This window comes from Mycobacterium sp., assembly GCF_035570115.1.
Classification (GTDB): domain Bacteria; phylum Actinomycetota; class Actinomycetes; order Mycobacteriales; family Mycobacteriaceae; genus Mycobacterium.
Genome location: NZ_DATMLH010000285.1, coordinates 1 through 15,636, shown reverse-complemented (window position 1 = coordinate 15,636; position 15,636 = coordinate 1). Strand labels below are relative to the sequence as shown.

The 15,636-nt window shown below is 66.9% G+C and carries 15 protein-coding genes and 2 pseudogenes; 10 read left to right on the top strand and 7 right to left on the bottom strand.

Going from position 1 to position 15,636, the window contains the following annotated elements; all coding sequences use genetic code 11:
- Window positions 1–187, top strand: a pseudogene (locus VNW74_RS27100) (L,D-transpeptidase); the annotation flags it as partial.
- Here the strand turns inward: VNW74_RS27100 and VNW74_RS27095 are convergent.
- Window positions 165–914, bottom strand: a complete 750-nt coding sequence (locus tag VNW74_RS27095; protein ID WP_325682604.1) for an SDR family oxidoreductase — start codon at window positions 912–914, stop codon at window positions 165–167. The pseudogene VNW74_RS27100 and the gene VNW74_RS27095 sit on opposite strands and share 23 nt — an antisense overlap.
- Window positions 915–1,104: 190 nt before the next feature.
- On the opposite strand from VNW74_RS27095, the gene VNW74_RS27090 reads away from it, so the two are divergent.
- Genes VNW74_RS27090 through VNW74_RS27080 form a run of 3 tightly spaced genes read left to right on the top strand, consistent with a single transcriptional unit; the run spans window position 1,105 to window position 4,362 of the window.
- Entirely contained in the window at window positions 1,105–2,415 is a 1,311-nt protein-coding gene (locus tag VNW74_RS27090; RefSeq protein WP_325682602.1) for an ROK family transcriptional regulator, read from the top strand.
- A gap of 46 nt (window positions 2,416–2,461) precedes the next feature.
- Entirely contained in the window at window positions 2,462–3,814 is a 1,353-nt protein-coding gene (gene mshA, locus VNW74_RS27085; protein WP_325682600.1) for a D-inositol-3-phosphate glycosyltransferase, read from the top strand.
- Entirely contained in the window at window positions 3,811–4,362 is a 552-nt protein-coding gene (locus VNW74_RS27080) for a YbjN domain-containing protein (RefSeq protein WP_325682598.1), read from the top strand. Before mshA ends, VNW74_RS27080 begins: the two co-directional genes overlap by 4 nt.
- On the opposite strand, the gene VNW74_RS27075 is transcribed toward VNW74_RS27080, so the two are convergent.
- Window positions 4,359–5,159, bottom strand: coding sequence for a TetR/AcrR family transcriptional regulator (locus tag VNW74_RS27075; RefSeq protein WP_325682596.1), 801 nt, complete (start codon window positions 5,157–5,159; stop codon window positions 4,359–4,361). The genes VNW74_RS27080 and VNW74_RS27075 overlap by 4 nt on opposite strands.
- Window positions 5,160–5,166: 7 nt before the next feature.
- Window positions 5,167–6,420: an FAD-dependent oxidoreductase gene (locus VNW74_RS27070; protein ID WP_325682594.1), complete on the bottom strand. Its 1,254-nt coding sequence runs from the start codon at window positions 6,418–6,420 to the stop codon at window positions 5,167–5,169.
- Window positions 6,421–6,563: 143 nt separating this feature from the next.
- Here VNW74_RS27070 and VNW74_RS27065 point away from each other — a divergent pair, with 143 nt between their 5' ends.
- The 3 genes from VNW74_RS27065 to regX all read left to right on the top strand — a co-directional run bounded on the left by VNW74_RS27065 (window position 6,564) and on the right by regX (window position 9,511).
- Window positions 6,564–7,316 carry a phosphoglyceromutase gene (locus VNW74_RS27065; protein WP_325682592.1) on the top strand — a complete coding sequence of 251 codons (753 nt, stop codon included), beginning with the start codon at window positions 6,564–6,566 and terminating at the stop codon, window positions 7,314–7,316.
- Between the two features lie 129 nt (window positions 7,317–7,445).
- Window positions 7,446–8,672 carry a sensor histidine kinase gene (locus tag VNW74_RS27060; protein ID WP_325682590.1) on the top strand — a complete coding sequence of 409 codons (1,227 nt, stop codon included), beginning with the start codon at window positions 7,446–7,448 and terminating at the stop codon, window positions 8,670–8,672.
- Between the two features lie 155 nt (window positions 8,673–8,827).
- Window positions 8,828–9,511, top strand: coding sequence for a two-component sensory transduction protein RegX (gene regX, locus VNW74_RS27055; protein WP_325682588.1), 684 nt, complete (start codon window positions 8,828–8,830; stop codon window positions 9,509–9,511).
- Window positions 9,512–9,527: 16 nt separating this feature from the next.
- On the opposite strand, the gene VNW74_RS27050 is transcribed toward regX, so the two are convergent.
- The 3 genes from VNW74_RS27050 to VNW74_RS27040 are packed head-to-tail and all read right to left on the bottom strand — an operon-like array spanning window position 9,528 to window position 12,146.
- Entirely contained in the window at window positions 9,528–10,793 is a 1,266-nt protein-coding gene (locus tag VNW74_RS27050) for a DUF445 domain-containing protein (protein WP_325682586.1), read from the bottom strand.
- The gene (locus VNW74_RS27045) at window positions 10,790–11,470 is read right to left on the bottom strand and encodes an Abi-alpha family protein (protein ID WP_325682584.1); all 681 of its coding nucleotides are present in this window, start codon (window positions 11,468–11,470) and stop codon (window positions 10,790–10,792) included. The genes VNW74_RS27050 and VNW74_RS27045 overlap by 4 nt, the downstream gene beginning before the upstream one ends.
- A 40-nt stretch (window positions 11,471–11,510) precedes the next feature.
- Entirely contained in the window at window positions 11,511–12,146 is a 636-nt protein-coding gene (locus VNW74_RS27040) for a helix-turn-helix domain-containing protein (protein WP_325682582.1), read from the bottom strand.
- An 83-nt stretch (window positions 12,147–12,229) separates the two neighbouring features.
- On the opposite strand from VNW74_RS27040, the gene VNW74_RS27035 reads away from it, so the two are divergent.
- On the top strand, window positions 12,230–13,132 hold the full coding sequence (locus tag VNW74_RS27035) for an oxygenase MpaB family protein (protein ID WP_325682580.1): 903 nt from the start codon (window positions 12,230–12,232) through the stop codon (window positions 13,130–13,132).
- A gap of 36 nt (window positions 13,133–13,168) precedes the next feature.
- Here VNW74_RS27035 and VNW74_RS27030 read toward each other — a convergent pair whose 3' ends face one another.
- Window positions 13,169–13,963 carry a hypothetical protein gene (locus tag VNW74_RS27030; protein WP_325682578.1) on the bottom strand — a complete coding sequence of 265 codons (795 nt, stop codon included), beginning with the start codon at window positions 13,961–13,963 and terminating at the stop codon, window positions 13,169–13,171.
- A 108-nt stretch (window positions 13,964–14,071) separates the two neighbouring features.
- Between VNW74_RS27030 and VNW74_RS27025 the strand changes: the two genes are divergently transcribed.
- On the top strand, window positions 14,072–15,091 hold the full coding sequence (locus tag VNW74_RS27025) for a Ppx/GppA phosphatase family protein (protein WP_325682576.1): 1,020 nt from the start codon (window positions 14,072–14,074) through the stop codon (window positions 15,089–15,091).
- Window positions 15,088–15,636 (top strand): annotated as a pseudogene (locus VNW74_RS27020) (hypothetical protein); the annotation flags it as partial. The gene VNW74_RS27025 and the pseudogene VNW74_RS27020, both read left to right, overlap by 4 nt.

Here is a 15,636-nt window from a genome sequence, read left to right as displayed (position 1 = left end):
CGATGGCGACATCTGGGACTGGGCCGTTGACTGGGACACCTGGGTGGGGATGTCGGCGCTGCCGCCGCCGAGCGGTGCCAAGCCTGCGCCGGTGTCGATTCCACGCAGCGCGCCGGCCACGCCGCGTGACGCGCCGACGTTGTCGGGCACCCCGACGACGACGGTTAGCCCTGGGCCCGGCGGTTAAACCGGCCGGCTGACGCCTGATCGCGCGGCCGGATGATGATTTGGTCGAGGTTGACGTGCGATGGCCGCGACGCCACGAATCCGATCACCTCGGCGACGTCGGCCGCCGTCAACGGTGTGATCCCGTGGTAAACCGAGTCGGCGCGCTGCTGGTCGCCGTCGAAACGCACCAGTGAGAACTCGGTTTCGACGGCGCCGGGCGCAATCTCGGTGAGCCGCACCGGTTTTCCGAGCAGCTCACCGCGAAGGGTGCGGTGCAGCGCTCCCTGCGCATGCTTGGCCGCGGTGTAGCCGGACCCGCCGTCGTAGATCTCCATCGCCGCGATCGACGTGACGGTAACGACCAGGCCGTCGCCGGAGTCGATCAGCTTGGGTAGCAGCGCGCGGGTGACCCGCAGCGTGCCCAGCACGTTGGTCTCCCACATCCACCGCCAGTGCTCCAGATCGGCCTCGGCCACCGGCGCCAGCCCCTTGGCGCCGCCGGCATTGTTGACCAGCACGTCCAACCGGCTCAGCCGACTGGCAAGCGCGTCAACGGCCGCGCCATCGGTGACGTCGGCCACAATCGCGGTTCCGCCGATCTCGGCGGCCAGCGCATTGATCCGGTCGGCCCGGCGCGCCACTACGACCACGTGAAAGCCTTGCGCGGCAAGGGTTCTCGCGGTTGCCTCACCGATACCGGCGCTGGCGCCGGTGACCAGTGCGACACGTTGCTCAGCGGTTGTCATCTGAACAACTCTAATAAGCGTGCTAAATTCCTGGTGTGTACTCCAGTGCCTTGTTCGGCTACACGTCCGCGTGTCTGTTCGCGGACTGCGCGTGTTGTTGCCGCGCAGCTAGCCGCGCCTGAGCGAACCGCAAGCGCTCGCGACGGTGCGGTCCAGGACCGCCATCGGAACTCGGACAAGGACACCCCACGTGCGCTCAACCACTCTCACCTCCCACTCCCACAGTCATCCTGGCCAGTCACAAGGCCGGAACGGCGCGCGATCACCTCGGCGGCACCGAGTCGTCGCGCCCTTGTTGCAGCTCTCCGACGCCGCCGCTTCGTCGGTCTTTCGAGCGGTGCGGCTCCGCGGCCCGATTGGCCGCGACGTCATCGCGCAGGTCACATCGCTGTCCATCGCGACGGTAAACCGGCAGGTCACAGCCCTACTGGACGCGGGCCTTCTCCGGGAACGTGCCGACCTGGCGATCTCCGGTGCGATCGGCCGTCCCCGGGTGCCGGTCGAGGTCAACCACGAGCCGTTCCTGACGCTGGGCATCCACATCGGGGCACGAACCACCAGCATCGTGGCCACCGACCTGTTCGGCCGCACCCTCGACGCCGTCGAGACCCCGACACCGCGAAGTGCCCAGGGGCCGGCGCTGGCCTCGCTGGCCGACGGTGCACGGCGATACCTCAGGCGGTGGCACCGCCGGCGGGCGCTGTGGGTCGGGGTGGCGATCGGCGGCATCGTCGACAGCGCCAGCGGGCACGTCGACCATGCCCGGTTGGGCTGGCGGGACGCGCCGGTCGGACCGGTCTTCGCCGACGCGCTGGGCCTGCCGGTGTCGGTGGCATGCCACGTTGACGCGATGGCCGCGGCAGAACTGCTGCTCGGCATGCGGCGGTTCGCGCCCAACTCGACGACCAGCCTGTATGTCTATGCGCGCGAGACGGTGGGCTATGCACTGTCGATCGGCGGGCGGGTGCACAGTCCGGCCAGCGGACCGGGCACCATCGCCAACCTGCCCGCGCAATCGGAACTGCTCGGCGGCTCCGGGCTGTTGGAATCCACCGTCAGCGACGAGGCCGTGCTCGCCGCGGCGCGCCGGATGCGCATCCTGCCGGCCCGTAACGGCGGGACCGGTGCCACCGTCACCGAGCTGCTGCGCGTGGCGCGCAGCGGCAACGAGCAGGCCCAAGAACTCCTTGCCGAGCGGGCCAGGGTGCTTGGTGAAGCGGTTGCGCTACTGCGCGACCTGCTCAATCCCGACGATCTGGTCGTCGGCGGGCAGGCGTTCACCGAATACCCGGAGGGCATGCAGCACGTGGAGGCGGCGTTCGCCACACGCTCGGTGCTGCCACCGCGCGACATCCGGGTCACCGCCTTCGGCAACCGGGTACAGGAGGCCGGAGCCGGCATCGTATCGCTGGCGGGGCTGTACGCGGATCCGCTCGGGGCCATGCGCCGCGCCCAACCGCCGGTAGTCGCGCTGCAGGTCGCCACCGAGACACCCGCCTGACCTGTGTCTTCGGAGGACGTCGGAGCGGTCCTGCAAAGATGACAATGTGGCTCCCACTGACTTATCTCGGCTGGACACCTCCGAGCTGACCGATCCGCGCCGGGTCGCGGTGCTGGCGGTGCACACCTCGCCGCTGGCCCAGCCGGGCATCGGGGACGCCGGTGGGATGAACGTCTACGTGCTACAGAGCGCGCTGCATCTCGCTCGCCGGGGCGTGGAGGTGGAGATCTTCACCCGGGCCACCGCGTCCACCGATCCGCCCATCGTGCGGGTGGCACCCGGTGTTCTGGTGCGCAACGTGGTCGCTGGGCCGTTCGAAGGCCTGGACAAATACGATCTGCCGACTCAGCTGTGTGCGTTCGCCGCCGGCGTGCTGCGCGCCGAAGCCGTCCACGAACCCGGCTATTACGACGTCGTTCACTCGCACTATTGGCTGTCCGGTCAGGTCGGCTGGTTGGCCCGCGACCGCTGGTCGGTGCCCTTGGTGCACACCGCGCACACGCTTGCCGCGGTGAAGAACGCCGCGCTGGCCGAAGGTGACACACCAGAGCCGCCGCTGCGCACGGTTGGCGAGCAGCAGGTTGTCGACGAAGCCGACCGGTTGATCGCCAACACCGAAGACGAAGCCAGACAACTGGTTTCGCTGCACCACGCCGACTCCGCCCGGATCGACGTCGCCCACCCCGGTGTCGACCTGGACGTGTTTCGGCCCGGTGACCGCCGCGCCGCCAGGGCGAGCTTGGGGCTACCGCCGGACGAGGATGTGGTGGCTTTCGTCGGGCGGATCCAACCGCTCAAGGGGCCTGACGTCTTGCTGCGCGCGGTCGCCAAACTGCAGCGGGTGCACGTCGTGGTCGCCGGCGGACCCTCGGGTAGCGGACTGGCCGTGCCGGACGGCCTTGTTCGACTCGCGGACGAATTGGGTATCACTGCCCGGGTGACGTTCCTGCCGCCGCAGTCCCGAGAAGACCTGGCCCGGCTGTTCCAGGGCGTCAACCTGGTCGCGGTGCCCAGCTATTCGGAGTCCTTCGGTCTGGTGGCCCTGGAGGCGCAGGCGTGCGGGACACCGGTGGTGGCGGCCGCGGTCGGCGGGTTGCCGGTGGCGGTACGCGATCGGGTCAGCGGCACGCTGGTGGCCGGTCACGACGTCGACCGGTGGGCGCAGGCCATCGACGAGCTGTTGCGGCTCGGCGCAGGGCCGCGGGCCTGGGCGATGCGTCGCTCGGCGGTCCAGCACGCCGCGACGTTCTCATGGGACAACACCGTCGATGCGCTGTTGGCCAGCTATCGGCGTGCGATCAGCGGTTTCACGGCCCGTCGCTCGGTGCGCGACCTGGCATCGGCGCGCCGAGGGCGGCCCGCTGGTCGCAGGTCATCGCTACGGGAGGCGTGGGCATGACCCGCACCGGCACTGACGAGGATCGTGGGTCGTCGCCAGTGCCGCACGTCCAGCAACTCATCGAGGACACGCTCGACGCCAGCGACCTGACGTATTCACGGCATCCCGGTGCGCACGGCGGGTTGCCCGGACTGATCGTGGAGCTGCCTGGCGAACGCAAGCTCAAGACCAACACGATCCTGAGCATCGGCGAGCATTCGGTGCGCATCGAGGCGTTTGTGTGCCGCCAGCCCGACGAGAACCACGAGGGCGTTTACCGATTTCTGCTCAAACGCAACCGCCGCCTGTACGGCGTGGCCTACACGTTGGACAACGTCGGTGACATCTACCTGGTGGGGCGCATGGCGTTGGCGTCGGTGGACGCCGCGGAGATCGACCGGGTGCTCGGGCAGGTGCTCGAAGCGGTGGATACCGACTTCAACACGTTGCTGGAGTTGGGTTTTCGGTCGTCGATCCAAAAGGAATGGGAGTGGCGGGTCTCGCGCGGTGAGTCGGTGAAGAACCTGCAGGCATTCGCCCACCTGATCGACGAGGACGACGACGGCTAAGTCGCGACCGCGCGCAGGAACGCGTCGGCGAACACCGCACACGCATCGTCCAACTCAGGCAGCTCGACCTCGGGGATGTTGTCGACGGCCGGCCGAACCATGGTGTGGACGGCGATCGGCGCAAGCATCTGCTGGATGAGTAACGGCAGCGGCAGGTCGCGGATACGCCCGGCGGTGATTTCGCCCGCCAGCCACTGGCCCACGCCGGCGAGCATCCGTGGCACGTGGTATTGCATGAGGGCCTGCACCGCGGGTGAGGTCGGACGGGCCAGCCCTTCGGCGAGCATCGCCGGCGCCACCCGCGGTTCGCGGCTGAACGCCTCGGCCACCACCCGGTAGACCCGAGGCACGGTTTCGGTGAGCTCGGCATTCGGGTCAGAGACCGCCTCGTCCAGGTCCAGGATTGGGCCGTAGCGGTCAAAAACCGCACGCAGCAACTCATCACGGCCGCCGAACACCGCATACAAGCTGTGTACTGAGCAGGCCGCTTGCGCTGCAACCGCTTCCAATGTCAGGTCGGCCAGACCGCGGTCGCTGATCAGCGACGCCGCCGCAAGCACCGCGCGTTCCCGAACCGGTGGCCGGCCACCGGGCTCCACCCCAGCTGCGCGCACGGCCTCGTCCAACGGCTGCCGAGAGCCGTTCAGTCGCCGGATCAGCGTGCTACGCGATATCCCGGCCTCACGCGCGATGGCGATCAGCGGTACGTCGGCGACGTCCCTGCCGAGGTTCTCAGCGGCGCGCAGTGCGGCCTCGACCAGGTCGGGAGTGACGTCGGCAACTGTTGGGGCAGGCATGGCCGCGTCAATCCCTTTCGTTGGCAGGCACCGGGATTGTCTGCGTCGCCCGGCGGGCGAACTGTGGAGCGTGTTCGGGTCTGATACCGACCCCCATCAGGTACGCGGGGATCACGGACAGCTGCGGAAAGCGAGCCAGCACGCGCAGCAGCTTGTTGGGTGCTGGCGTCTTGCCGGAATCGATCGCCCGCCGCATCACCGCATGCAGGAAGCGTTGAAACGTCTGGGTGACCACTGTGGGGAACTCGCGGCGGCGCTGCACGGCGGCCAAGTCCTTGGCGGTGACGCGGTGATCGCGAAGCGGTGTCGCGAGCAGCCTCGCCGCGGCCACGGCGTCCTGGACGGCCATGTTGATGCCGACACCGCCGGCCGGGGACATGGCGTGTGCAGCGTCGCCGATGCAGAGCAGCCCTTCCCGATACCAGCGCCGCAGCCGGTTGAGCCGAATTTCGAGCAGCTTGACGTCGTCCATCGATTCCAGGCCGTTAACGGCCTCGGACAGCTCGGGAATGGCGCTGACGATTTCTCGGCGCAGCGCCTCGATCCCGCGCGCCCGTAGCTGGGCGTCCGCGCCCTTGCGGAGGAAGTAGCCGGTTTGCAGGTAGTCCTTGCGCGGAATGACCCCGAGGAACAAGCCGTCCTTGAACCGGGGAAGCAATGTGTCACCGACTCCTTCGGCCTTCGGAAGCCGGAACCACCACACGTCGGCGTCCACCGGGTACTCCTTCGGGATCAGCCCGCTCTCGCGCCGGCACAGCGACCAGCGCCCGTCGCACGCGATCGTCAGGTCGGCGCGCAGCTCACCGGGCCCGTCGGGGCTCTCGTAGCGCACGCCGACAACGCGGTCCGACTCGTAGAGCAGCCCGGTGACGTCGGTGCTCATGCGCAAGGTGAACGTTGGCTCCTCTCGCCCGGCCTCGGCCAGCAGGTCGAGCAGGTCCCACTGGGGCACCATCGCCATATAGCGATGCGGCAAGCGCAGCCGGGTGAAGTCGATGACGGGCGCTTTACCACCGTCCGGCAGGTCCAATCCCCATCCGGTGAGCTTGGTGTGCGGCAGCGCGTCGAACTGCTCGAAGAGGCCGAGCTCATCCAGCAGTCGCAGCGTTGAGGGGTGCACCGTGTCGCCCCGGAAATCTCTGAGGAAGTCCGCATGCTTCTCCAGCACGGTGACTTCCACGCCGCCGCGGGCCAGCAACAAGCCCGCCACCATGCCGGCAGGACCGCCGCCGACGATTAGGCATGTCGTCTTCTCGCTCATCGGATTCTCCTCACAGCTGAGTTTGACACTCGATTACGGCATAACTGTATACCTGTATCAGCGGGCACGGACGTAGTGTGACACACCTCACCGCGGATCGGTGCCGTGGCCGGCCCTTCGACGGGGGTGAGAGACTTGCCACCATGGGAAACGCGGTTGCCACGCTGGTGCTGCTCCGCCATGGCGAGAGCGAATGGAACGCGAGTAATCAGTTCACCGGCTGGGTCGACGTCGACCTGACCGCCAAGGGCCGTGGCGAGGCGGTGCGCAGTGGCGAGCTGATCGCCGAGCACGATCTGTTGCCGGACGTGGTGTACACCTCACTGCTGCGGCGCGCCATCACCAGCGCGAACCTGGCGCTGGACACCGCCGACCGGCTGTGGATCCCGGTGCGGCGCAGCTGGCGGCTCAACGAACGGCATTACGGCGCCCTGCAGGGTCTGGACAAGGCCGAGATCAAGGACCGCTACGGCGATGAGCAGTTCATGGCGTGGCGGCGCAGCTACGACACCCCGCCGCCGCCGATCGAGGCGGGCAGCAAGTTCAGCCAGGATGCCGACCCCCGCTACGCCGACATCGGCGGCGGGCCGCTGACCGAATGCCTGGCCGACGTGGTGGCCCGGTTCTTGCCGTACTTCACCGACGTCATCGTGCCGGATCTGCGGGTCGGCAAGACGGTGCTGATCGCCGCGCACGGCAACTCGCTGCGCGCGCTGGTCAAGTACTTGGATGGGATGTCCGACGAGGAGGTCGTGAGCCTGAACATCCCCACCGGCATTCCGTTGCGCTACGACCTGGACGCCGACTTGAAGCCGACGGTCATCGGCGGCAGCTATCTCGATCCCGAAGCCGCCGCCGCGGGCGCGGCGGCGGTGGCCAACCAAGGCGCCCGATAGACCCGCATTCCGATAAAAGGGAAAACGTGACGTGAACGGACGTAGAACACCTGTCTCGTTGCGTGTGACATGTCCGATTTTGGCCTTGCGCTGCTGGGTTGGCGTTCACCGGATTTGTAGGATTTTTACGTGACCGTGTTCTCGGCCCTGTCACTGGCCGGGGTGTTGTTTCTCGTGGCATTGGCCGTCGGTGTCACCGCCGGCGCACGGCTGGCGCCGCGGGCGCTGGAGCGACGGCAGCGGGTGGCCGTCGAGGCGGCCGGGATCACCGTCGCCCAAATGCTGGACCGCATCGTTGCGCTGATGCCGCTGGGCACCGCGGTCGTGGACGGTCACCGCGACGTGGTCTATCACAACAGCCGGGCCAAGGAGCTCGGCTTGGTGCGTGAGCGTCAGCTCGACGACGAGGCATGGAAGGCAGCGCGCAAGTCCCTGGCTGACGGCGCTGACGTCGAATTCGACCTACTGCCGGGCAAGCGGCTGGTACCGGGACGATCGGGCCTGTCGGTGCACGGTCAGGCCCGGCTGCTGAGCGAGCAGGACCGCCGGTTCGCCGTGGTCTTCGTCTACGACCACTCGGAATACGCGCGGATGGAGGCCACCAGGCGCGACTTCGTGGCCAACGTCAGCCATGAGCTCAAGACCCCCGTCGGCGCGATGGCCGTGCTCGCCGAGGCCCTGCTGGCCTCCGCGGACGACCCCGAGACGGTGCGGCGGTTCGGCGAGAAAGTGCTTGTCGAGGCTAACCGGCTGGGCGGCATGGTCACCGAGCTGATCGAGCTGTCGCGGCTGCAGGGCGCCGAGCGGTTGCCCGACATGGGCGCCGTCGACGTCGATACCGTGGTGTCCGAAGCGATTTCACGCCACAAGGTGCCCGCCGACAACGCCGATATCACGGTCTGCACCGACGATCCGAGCGGGCTGCGGATGCACGGTGAACAGGCCCTGTTGGTCACTGCGCTGGCCAACCTGGTGTCCAACGCGATCGCGTATTCGCCGCGCGGCTCGCTGGTGTCCATCAGCCGCCGTCGCCGCGGAGAGAACATCGAGATCGCCGTCACCGACCGGGGTATCGGGATCGCCCGCAAAGACCAGGAGCGGGTCTTTGAGCGATTCTTCCGCGCCGACAAGGCGCGCTCGCGGGCCACCGGCGGTACCGGGTTGGGCCTTGCCATCGTCAAGCACGTCGCGGCCAACCACAACGGCACTATCGGGTTGTGGAGCCAGCTGGGAACCGGATCGACGTTCACCCTGTCCATCCCGGCATATGAGGTCGAGTGCGAACAACCGGACCGACCGCCCGAGCGCGAAATCCGGCCCAAGGTGCCCCAACGAGAGGAAGAAATACATCGATGACCCGCGCGCATGACGATGCAGAGCGCAGCGATGAGGAGGAATCGCGCTGATGACCCCAGCCCGTGACGATGCAGAGCGTAGCGATGAGGAGGAACGGCCCTGATGACCCGAGCCGGTGACGATGCAGAGCGTAGCGATGAGGAGGAACGGCTCTAATGACCAGTGTGCTGATCGTGGAGGACGAGGAGTCGCTGGCTGATCCCCTGGCGTTTCTGCTCCGCAAAGAAGGCTTCGAGGCCACCGTGGTGACTGACGGCCCGTCTGCGCTGGCCGAGTTCGATCGGGCCGGCGCCGATATCGTGCTGCTCGATCTGATGCTGCCGGGGATGTCCGGTACCGATGTGTGCAAGCAGCTGCGAAGCCGTTCCAGCGTCCCGGTGATCATGGTGACTGCGCGTGACAGCGAGATCGACAAGGTCGTGGGCCTGGAGCTGGGCGCCGATGACTATGTGACCAAGCCGTATTCGGCGCGTGAGCTGATTGCCCGGATCCGGGCCGTGCTGCGCCGTCGCGGCGACGACGACTCCGAGATCGCCGACGGCGTGCTGGAATCCGGGCCGGTGAGAATGGACGTGGAGCGCCACGTCGTCTCGGTCAACGGTGAGCCGATCACGTTGCCGCTCAAGGAATTCGACTTACTCGAGTACCTGATGCGCAACAGCGGCCGGGTGCTGACTCGCGGGCAGCTCATCGATCGCGTCTGGGGCGCCGACTATGTCGGCGACACCAAGACACTCGACGTCCACGTCAAACGCCTGCGGTCCAAAATCGAAGCTGACCCCGCCAATCCGATACACCTGGTGACGGTCCGCGGCTTGGGCTACAAACTGGAAAGCTGACCTGGGCTGGCGTGACCTAGCGGCCGAAGTGTTCGACGAGGACCACTTGCAGCTCTCCGACCAGGAAGCCGAGCACGGCGCCGACGGTGACCATGAGCATCTCGTCATCCTTGAAAACGGGTCGAAGGATGGCTTCGTACTGGTCCGGGGTCAGGTTATTCATCTTCTCGACAATGAGGTTCTCGATGTCGAGGGTCTTTGCGGTGTAGTCCTTGGCTTCCTGCAGCGTTTCCGGTAGGCGCTCGAGGACCATCTGGACGATGGTGTCTTTCACGTCGCGGTAGCGCTTGGTGCCGATCGCGAGTGTGATCAGGGGCTTGGCGAACCCAGCCTGCGCGTCGAGCGCTGCGGAGAGCTCCTTATCGACGGCTGCGAAGAGGCGTTCGGAGGTGGGGCCGTGCAGGATGGCCTCCAAGAGCACGTCGGCGGAGAAGAGGTCATTCGCCAGAATGTGGGCGTAGTCGCTGGTTACGTCGTTGCGCTGGGCGTGCAGCACGCCGTGCACCGGTATGAAACCCAGCAGCTTCTTCGGTTCGCGGGGGATGAAGATCAGGTTGAGGGCCAGCCAGTCGCTGGCGAAACCGGTGACGAACCCGAACCCCGGCATGATCCAGGGGTTGTGGAGGAAGCCCCAGGCGACCATCTGCACCAGGCCAATCGCGAAGCCGAAGTAAATGCCGCTACGGCGGATGAACTTCATCGCCGCCCCGCCCAGGCCCTTCATCAGCTCGTTGAGCTGAGTCTTGTTCTTCACCAGGGTCGTGACCGCGAGGTACTGCAGGTCAACGAATCGTGGCAGATCGGCTTTCATCTCCGCGAGCAGGTTGTTGACGACCCCGGGAGCCGCGGCGTGCACGCGCGCCAGCACAGCGTTGCGGCCCGCCGCCGGAAGCGAGTCCCACAGACCGGGACGGATCTGTTCGGCGAGCTCGCGGGCCATCGCGTCGATGGTCCGGGTCAGCGGCTCGCGCAGCTCATCCACCGCCTCCTGGGCGTCGATCTTGTCCAGGATCTCCTCGGGCTTGAGGAGCTTGTCGGTGAGCATCTGGATGGTCAGCGCCGCGGTCTTGCCGGCGCGGCGCGGAACCACTCCCTGCCAGCCAATGGGCCCGATGCCCACGAATTCGATTGGCCGGTAGAGCATTTGTAACGCCACGAGTTTGGTGGTGTAGCCGACGAAAGCGGCCACCAACGGCATCGACAGGTAGATGAACCAGTTGAGCTTGAAGTCGGCGGCGATCTGCTCCAAGCTCTGCCCCCAGGCGATGACCGACGTCGTCACTCCCGCTCCCGGGGCTCACTCGCGGCAGCCCAGAGTTCCAGACCAAGCCCGGACAGGCGCAGCGTGTATTTCTCCATACGGCCGGGGATCGGGCCTCGGCCGGCGTTCTTGATGGCCCGCAGCACGGCAGGGTCGGCGGCGAGGATCTCGTACTCGTCCTTCATCGCGGAGTCCTCCGGGCCGGACTCGACGAGCCCGAGCGATAACAGATGGCTGACATACATCGGCGTCAAGTGCGGAAGCGCCAGGTTGGCGGTCTTGCCGATCAGGGACATGTTTTCCAGCACCACCTCGCCGACCAGCCCGGCTAGCGTGCGGGCGTAGACGTGCAGCAGTGGCGACGAGGAGCCATCGGACAGGGCGCTAATGATCCGGGCCTCGTCGGGCACGATCTGGTCGAGGATCTTGTGAAAGAGCTCCTGACGGCTCGCCGTCGTACTTTGTTCGATCGCTCGGCCGAGCAGGCCGTGCATCTTCGCGTCGAGGCTCTCGATGATCTCGTCGGGCGGGGGTGGCAGCGGCGGCAGCGCCGTCAGCGCAACCTGAGGGGTGGCCTCCATGCCGGACCGGAGGGCTTTGAAGATCTGCCGCTCGCTCCAGCTCGCAGCCTTGATGCCGTTCTGCACCGTTTCCTGGGCCAGGTCGATGAGGCGCGAAGGATCGAAGAGCGATGCCATGGCCTGAACGTAGCGAACCGCTCGGCTGGTTCGAACGGATTCAGCGGGCTTGACTGCTCAGCAGCGCCATCGCAGTCGTCGCGAACTCCTCGAGGCGTCTGCGGGAGTAGGTCTCTGGGTTACTTACGGCGAGCCGCCCGAGCATCTCGGCGAACGACAGCATGGTGTGCCCGAGCAGCTCCGGGTCAAGGCGCACGAGTCCGGGCATGAGGAGGCTGCCGGCGCGCGCGAGCTGCTCGGCCTGAGCCAGGACCGCAGACCGCGCCGATCGCAGCGACCCGCGGTAGTCGCGCGGAGCGCTTTCCGGCACGGTGAGTATCAGTCGCCACCGGGTGGGATTCTCCAGCACCGCGCCGAGGAACGCCGAGACGGTGGCTGCATACGCGCCAGTCGGCCCCAACCCGGTCAGATCCGTAGGCATCGCCGCGCGCACCTGGGCCAGCCCGCGTTCGTGCTCGCGCTTGAGCAGCGCGGAGACGAGTTCGGTGCGGGTGCGAAAAGCGGTGTACAACACCGGCTTTCCAATGCCGGCCTTGTTGGCGACCGCCTCCATGCTGAGGTCGTGCAGTGAACAGTCCGCGAGCACCCCGAGCGCAGCGTCCAGTAGCTGAGCGCGGCGCTGCTCACGCGGCAAACGTGGCGCGTACTTGCGGCGCGAATGTTCTAGCTGGGCCACGGACCCAATGTTACGGCACAGTTGTATTCACGGGCTGCAATTGCTACGGTGGCGTTGTATTCCGTCCCGCAGGAGGCACTCGGATGAGCTCGATACGGCGCGACGACTATGGCTTCTTCGGGCCGGGTTCGCCCACCTGGAAGGTGTGGACGTCGCCGACTGCGCTGATCGGCTTTCAACGATCGGTCGTCCTCGAGCATTTTGACCCGCACCTGGCGGCGGCGGTCGCCGACAGCAGTGGTATCTACCGGGACCCGTCCGGACGGCTGGATCGCACGCTGGCGTATTTCCTGACGGTCGCGGTGGCCGACGGGCGCACAGTCCTGGCGGCGTCGGAGGCGTTAATGCGGGTGCACGCCAAGGCCATGGGCGTCGACCCCGTCACCGGCACCCGCTACAGCGCGAACAATCCGACGTCGCAGCTGTGGATCCACGTCACCGGTTGGCATTCGGTGCTCAAGTGCTACGAGCGCTACGGCCCTGGGCCGTTATCACCGGCGGAAGAGGCGCGGTTCTGGGCCGAGTCGCAGATCGCGGCGGAGCTTCAGACTTGCAAATCGACCGATGTGCCGGGCTCCCGCGACGAGGTCCGCCAGTACTTCGCGGACGTGCGCGACCGATTGTGTACGTCCGAACACGCTGACCGGGCAATGCGATATCTGCTGTGGACGCCACGCGGCAAGGGCCTGAGGTTATGGGGTGGCAGCCGTTTGATGGCCCCTGCGGCGATCGCCACGTTGCCGATGTGGATGCGCCACCTCGGCGGGTTCGACCAGCCTGCCGCGGTCGACGCCGCTGTCGTCCCGGCCGCGCGGATGGCCGTGCGGGCGATGTCGCTTGGCAATTCCGGGCCCATGCTCGCGGTAGCGCGCTGGCTCGTCCCGCACACCGCGGAGGTTTACGCGCGGCACCTCGCCGCCGGCACGCCCGCCGCTCCGCGCACCGTCACGCCCGCCGAGGCCCGAGAGACGCTGGCCTGCAGATAGTCCACGAGTGCCGACGGATAAGCTCAGCGCCGGCCGCTATTCAGCCGCACGCGTTGCCGGGTGCACCGCGATGAGCCCTAATGCGCTGCGCCGCTTGCACATTGCGGCCAGCTCTGAGTAGGCCTTTTCGCCGAGCAGTTCGGTGAGCTCGGCACCGAGGCTCACCCATACCTGCTCTGTGCCAACATGGGCGGCCGGATCGCCGGTGCAGTACCAGTGCAGGTCGGCGCCGCCGGCGCCCCAGCCGCGGCGGTCGTATTCGGTGACAGTCGTTTTCAGGATTTCCGTGCCGTCCGGGCGGGTTACCCATTCCTGGCTGCGCCGGATGGGCAACTGCCAGCAGACGTCGGGTTTCATCGTGTGCGGTGCCACACCGAGCCGGAGCGCTTTGGTGTGCAGCGCGCAGCCCGGCCCGGAGGGGAACCCCGGGCGGTTCAAGAAGATGCATGCGCCCTTGTGTTTGCGGGTGCGGAACTGCTCTTCGCCCTCGTGCTCGTCGAGTTCGAGATAGCCCTTGCGGCTCAGTCCTTTTTCGCGGAACTGCCAATCCTCGTCGGTGAGCTTGGACACAGCGTCGTCCAGCCGGGCCCGATCGTCGTCGTCGGACAAAAACGCCCCGTGCGAGCAACATCCGTCGTCGGGACGCCCTTCTACGGTGCCTTGGCAGGCCGGGGTGCCGAACACACACGTCCAACGGGAGAGCAGCCAGGTCAGGTCCGCGGCAATCAGATGCTCGGGATTATCCGGGTCATAGAACTCCACCCATTCGCGGGCGAAGTCCAACTCGACTTCACCGGGATGGTTTGGCCGCGAATTTGCCACAGTTTGCACGGTAGACCAATCCAACGCTGTGACGCCTCACCCACTCCGATTAATTCTGCCGCCTCCTTCTCAGTCCGCTACGCGGTCTGCATCGTCGCAGGGGCTAAGTTGTGTTGCGTGCGATTAGGAGTGCTCGACGTCGGCAGCAACACGGTCAATCTGCTAGTGGTGGACGCCCGCCGCGGCGGACACCCGACGCCAATGAGCTCGACCAAGGCCACCTTGCGGCTGGCCGAGTCGATCGATAACTCAGGCAAAATCACCCGGCGCGGTGCCGACAAGCTGATCGAGACGATCGACGAGTTCGAGAAAATCGCGGACAGCTCGGGCTGCGCCGAGCTGATGGCATTCGCGACTTCGGCGGTCCGCGACGCCAAGAACTCCGAGGACGTGCTGGCTCGGGTCCGCAAAGAGACCGGTGTCGACCTAAAGGTGCTGCGGGGCGTCGACGAGTCGCGGCTGACATTCCTGGCGGTACGTCGCTGGTATGGATGGAGCGCGGGCCGGATCATCAACTTAGACATCGGCGGCGGCTCGCTGGAGCTGTCCAACGGCGTCGACGAAGAACCCGAAGTCGCCTTGTCCCTGCCTTTGGGCGCCGGGCGGTTGACCCGCGAATGGCTCAGCGACGACCCGCCCGGCCGGCGCCGCGTGGCGATGCTGCGCGACTGGCTCGACGCCGAGCTGGCCGAAGCCAGCGCCAAAATGCTCGACGCCGGCACGCCCGACCTTGCGGTGGCAACGTCGAAAACATTCCGGTCATTGGCCCGGCTGACCGGTGCGGCGCCATCGGCCGCGGGACCGCGCGTGAAGAGGACGCTCACCGAGAACGGCCTCAGACAACTCATATCTTTCATCTCTAGGATGACGACCGCTGACCGTGCTGAACTGGAAGGAGTGAGCGCCGAGCGAGCGCCACAGATCGTGGCGGGGGCTTTGGTCGCAGAGGCGAGTATGCGAGCGCTGTCGATAGAAACGGTGGACATTTGTCCGTGGGCGCTACGAGAAGGCCTTATTTTGCGCAAACTCGATAGCGAAGCTGACGGAACCGCGCTCGTCGAGGCTTCTGTGCGGGAGGCTGGTAGCCAGCGAGTTGATCGGAATGCAGTTGACCGATCGAGAGGCGACACACGATGACCGGACCACACGACAACACCAGACCGATCTCGGTCGCTGAGTTGCTGGCCAAAAACGGCACGATCGGTGCTCCGGTTCCCAATCGCCGTCGCCGTCGCCGCGGCAACTCCGACTCGGTGACCGTCGCCGAGCTGACCGGCGAGATTCCGGTCATCGACGAGGACATCAAACCCGACGCGACCGGCCATTCGGAATCGCAATCACATGCCCACCGCGCCAACGGATCTGCTCGGCTCGACGAGGTGGCCGACGATGAGTCCGCCCCCGCCGAAAAGCCGCGCTACTGGTCTGAACCCGAGCCGCGGTGGCCGGCATCCCCGCCGCCTCGGCCGCGCGAATCACGGCCCGATCCGCGGAACTCGCGCCCCGAGCGCAGCCCGTATCCGCTGCCGTCGCGCGACAACGTCCGGGTAGACGCCAGCCGTTCCGAGGGCGCGGAAGACCAGTCTGCGGAACGGTCCGGTGCCGAGGGGATGAACCCGGACCCGTTGGAGGACTACGCGGGGATCTCGGTGGACGTGATGGACACCGACGTGCGCGACGCC

Coding starts and splice junctions, on each gene's coding strand:
- VNW74_RS27095 (WP_325682604.1), bottom strand. CDS start 914: ATGACAACCGCTGAGCAACGTGTCGCACTGGTCACCGGCGCCAGCGCC.
- VNW74_RS27080 (WP_325682598.1), top strand. CDS start 3,811: ATGACCCGCACCGGCACTGACGAGGATCGTGGGTCGTCGCCAGTGCCG.
- VNW74_RS27075 (WP_325682596.1), bottom strand. CDS start 5,159: ATGCCTGCCCCAACAGTTGCCGACGTCACTCCCGACCTGGTCGAGGCC.
- VNW74_RS27070 (WP_325682594.1), bottom strand. CDS start 6,420: ATGAGCGAGAAGACGACATGCCTAATCGTCGGCGGCGGTCCTGCCGGC.
- VNW74_RS27065 (WP_325682592.1), top strand. CDS start 6,564: ATGGGAAACGCGGTTGCCACGCTGGTGCTGCTCCGCCATGGCGAGAGC.
- regX (WP_325682588.1), top strand. CDS start 8,828: ATGACCAGTGTGCTGATCGTGGAGGACGAGGAGTCGCTGGCTGATCCC.
- VNW74_RS27045 (WP_325682584.1), bottom strand. CDS start 11,470: ATGGCATCGCTCTTCGATCCTTCGCGCCTCATCGACCTGGCCCAGGAA.
- VNW74_RS27035 (WP_325682580.1), top strand. CDS start 12,230: ATGAGCTCGATACGGCGCGACGACTATGGCTTCTTCGGGCCGGGTTCG.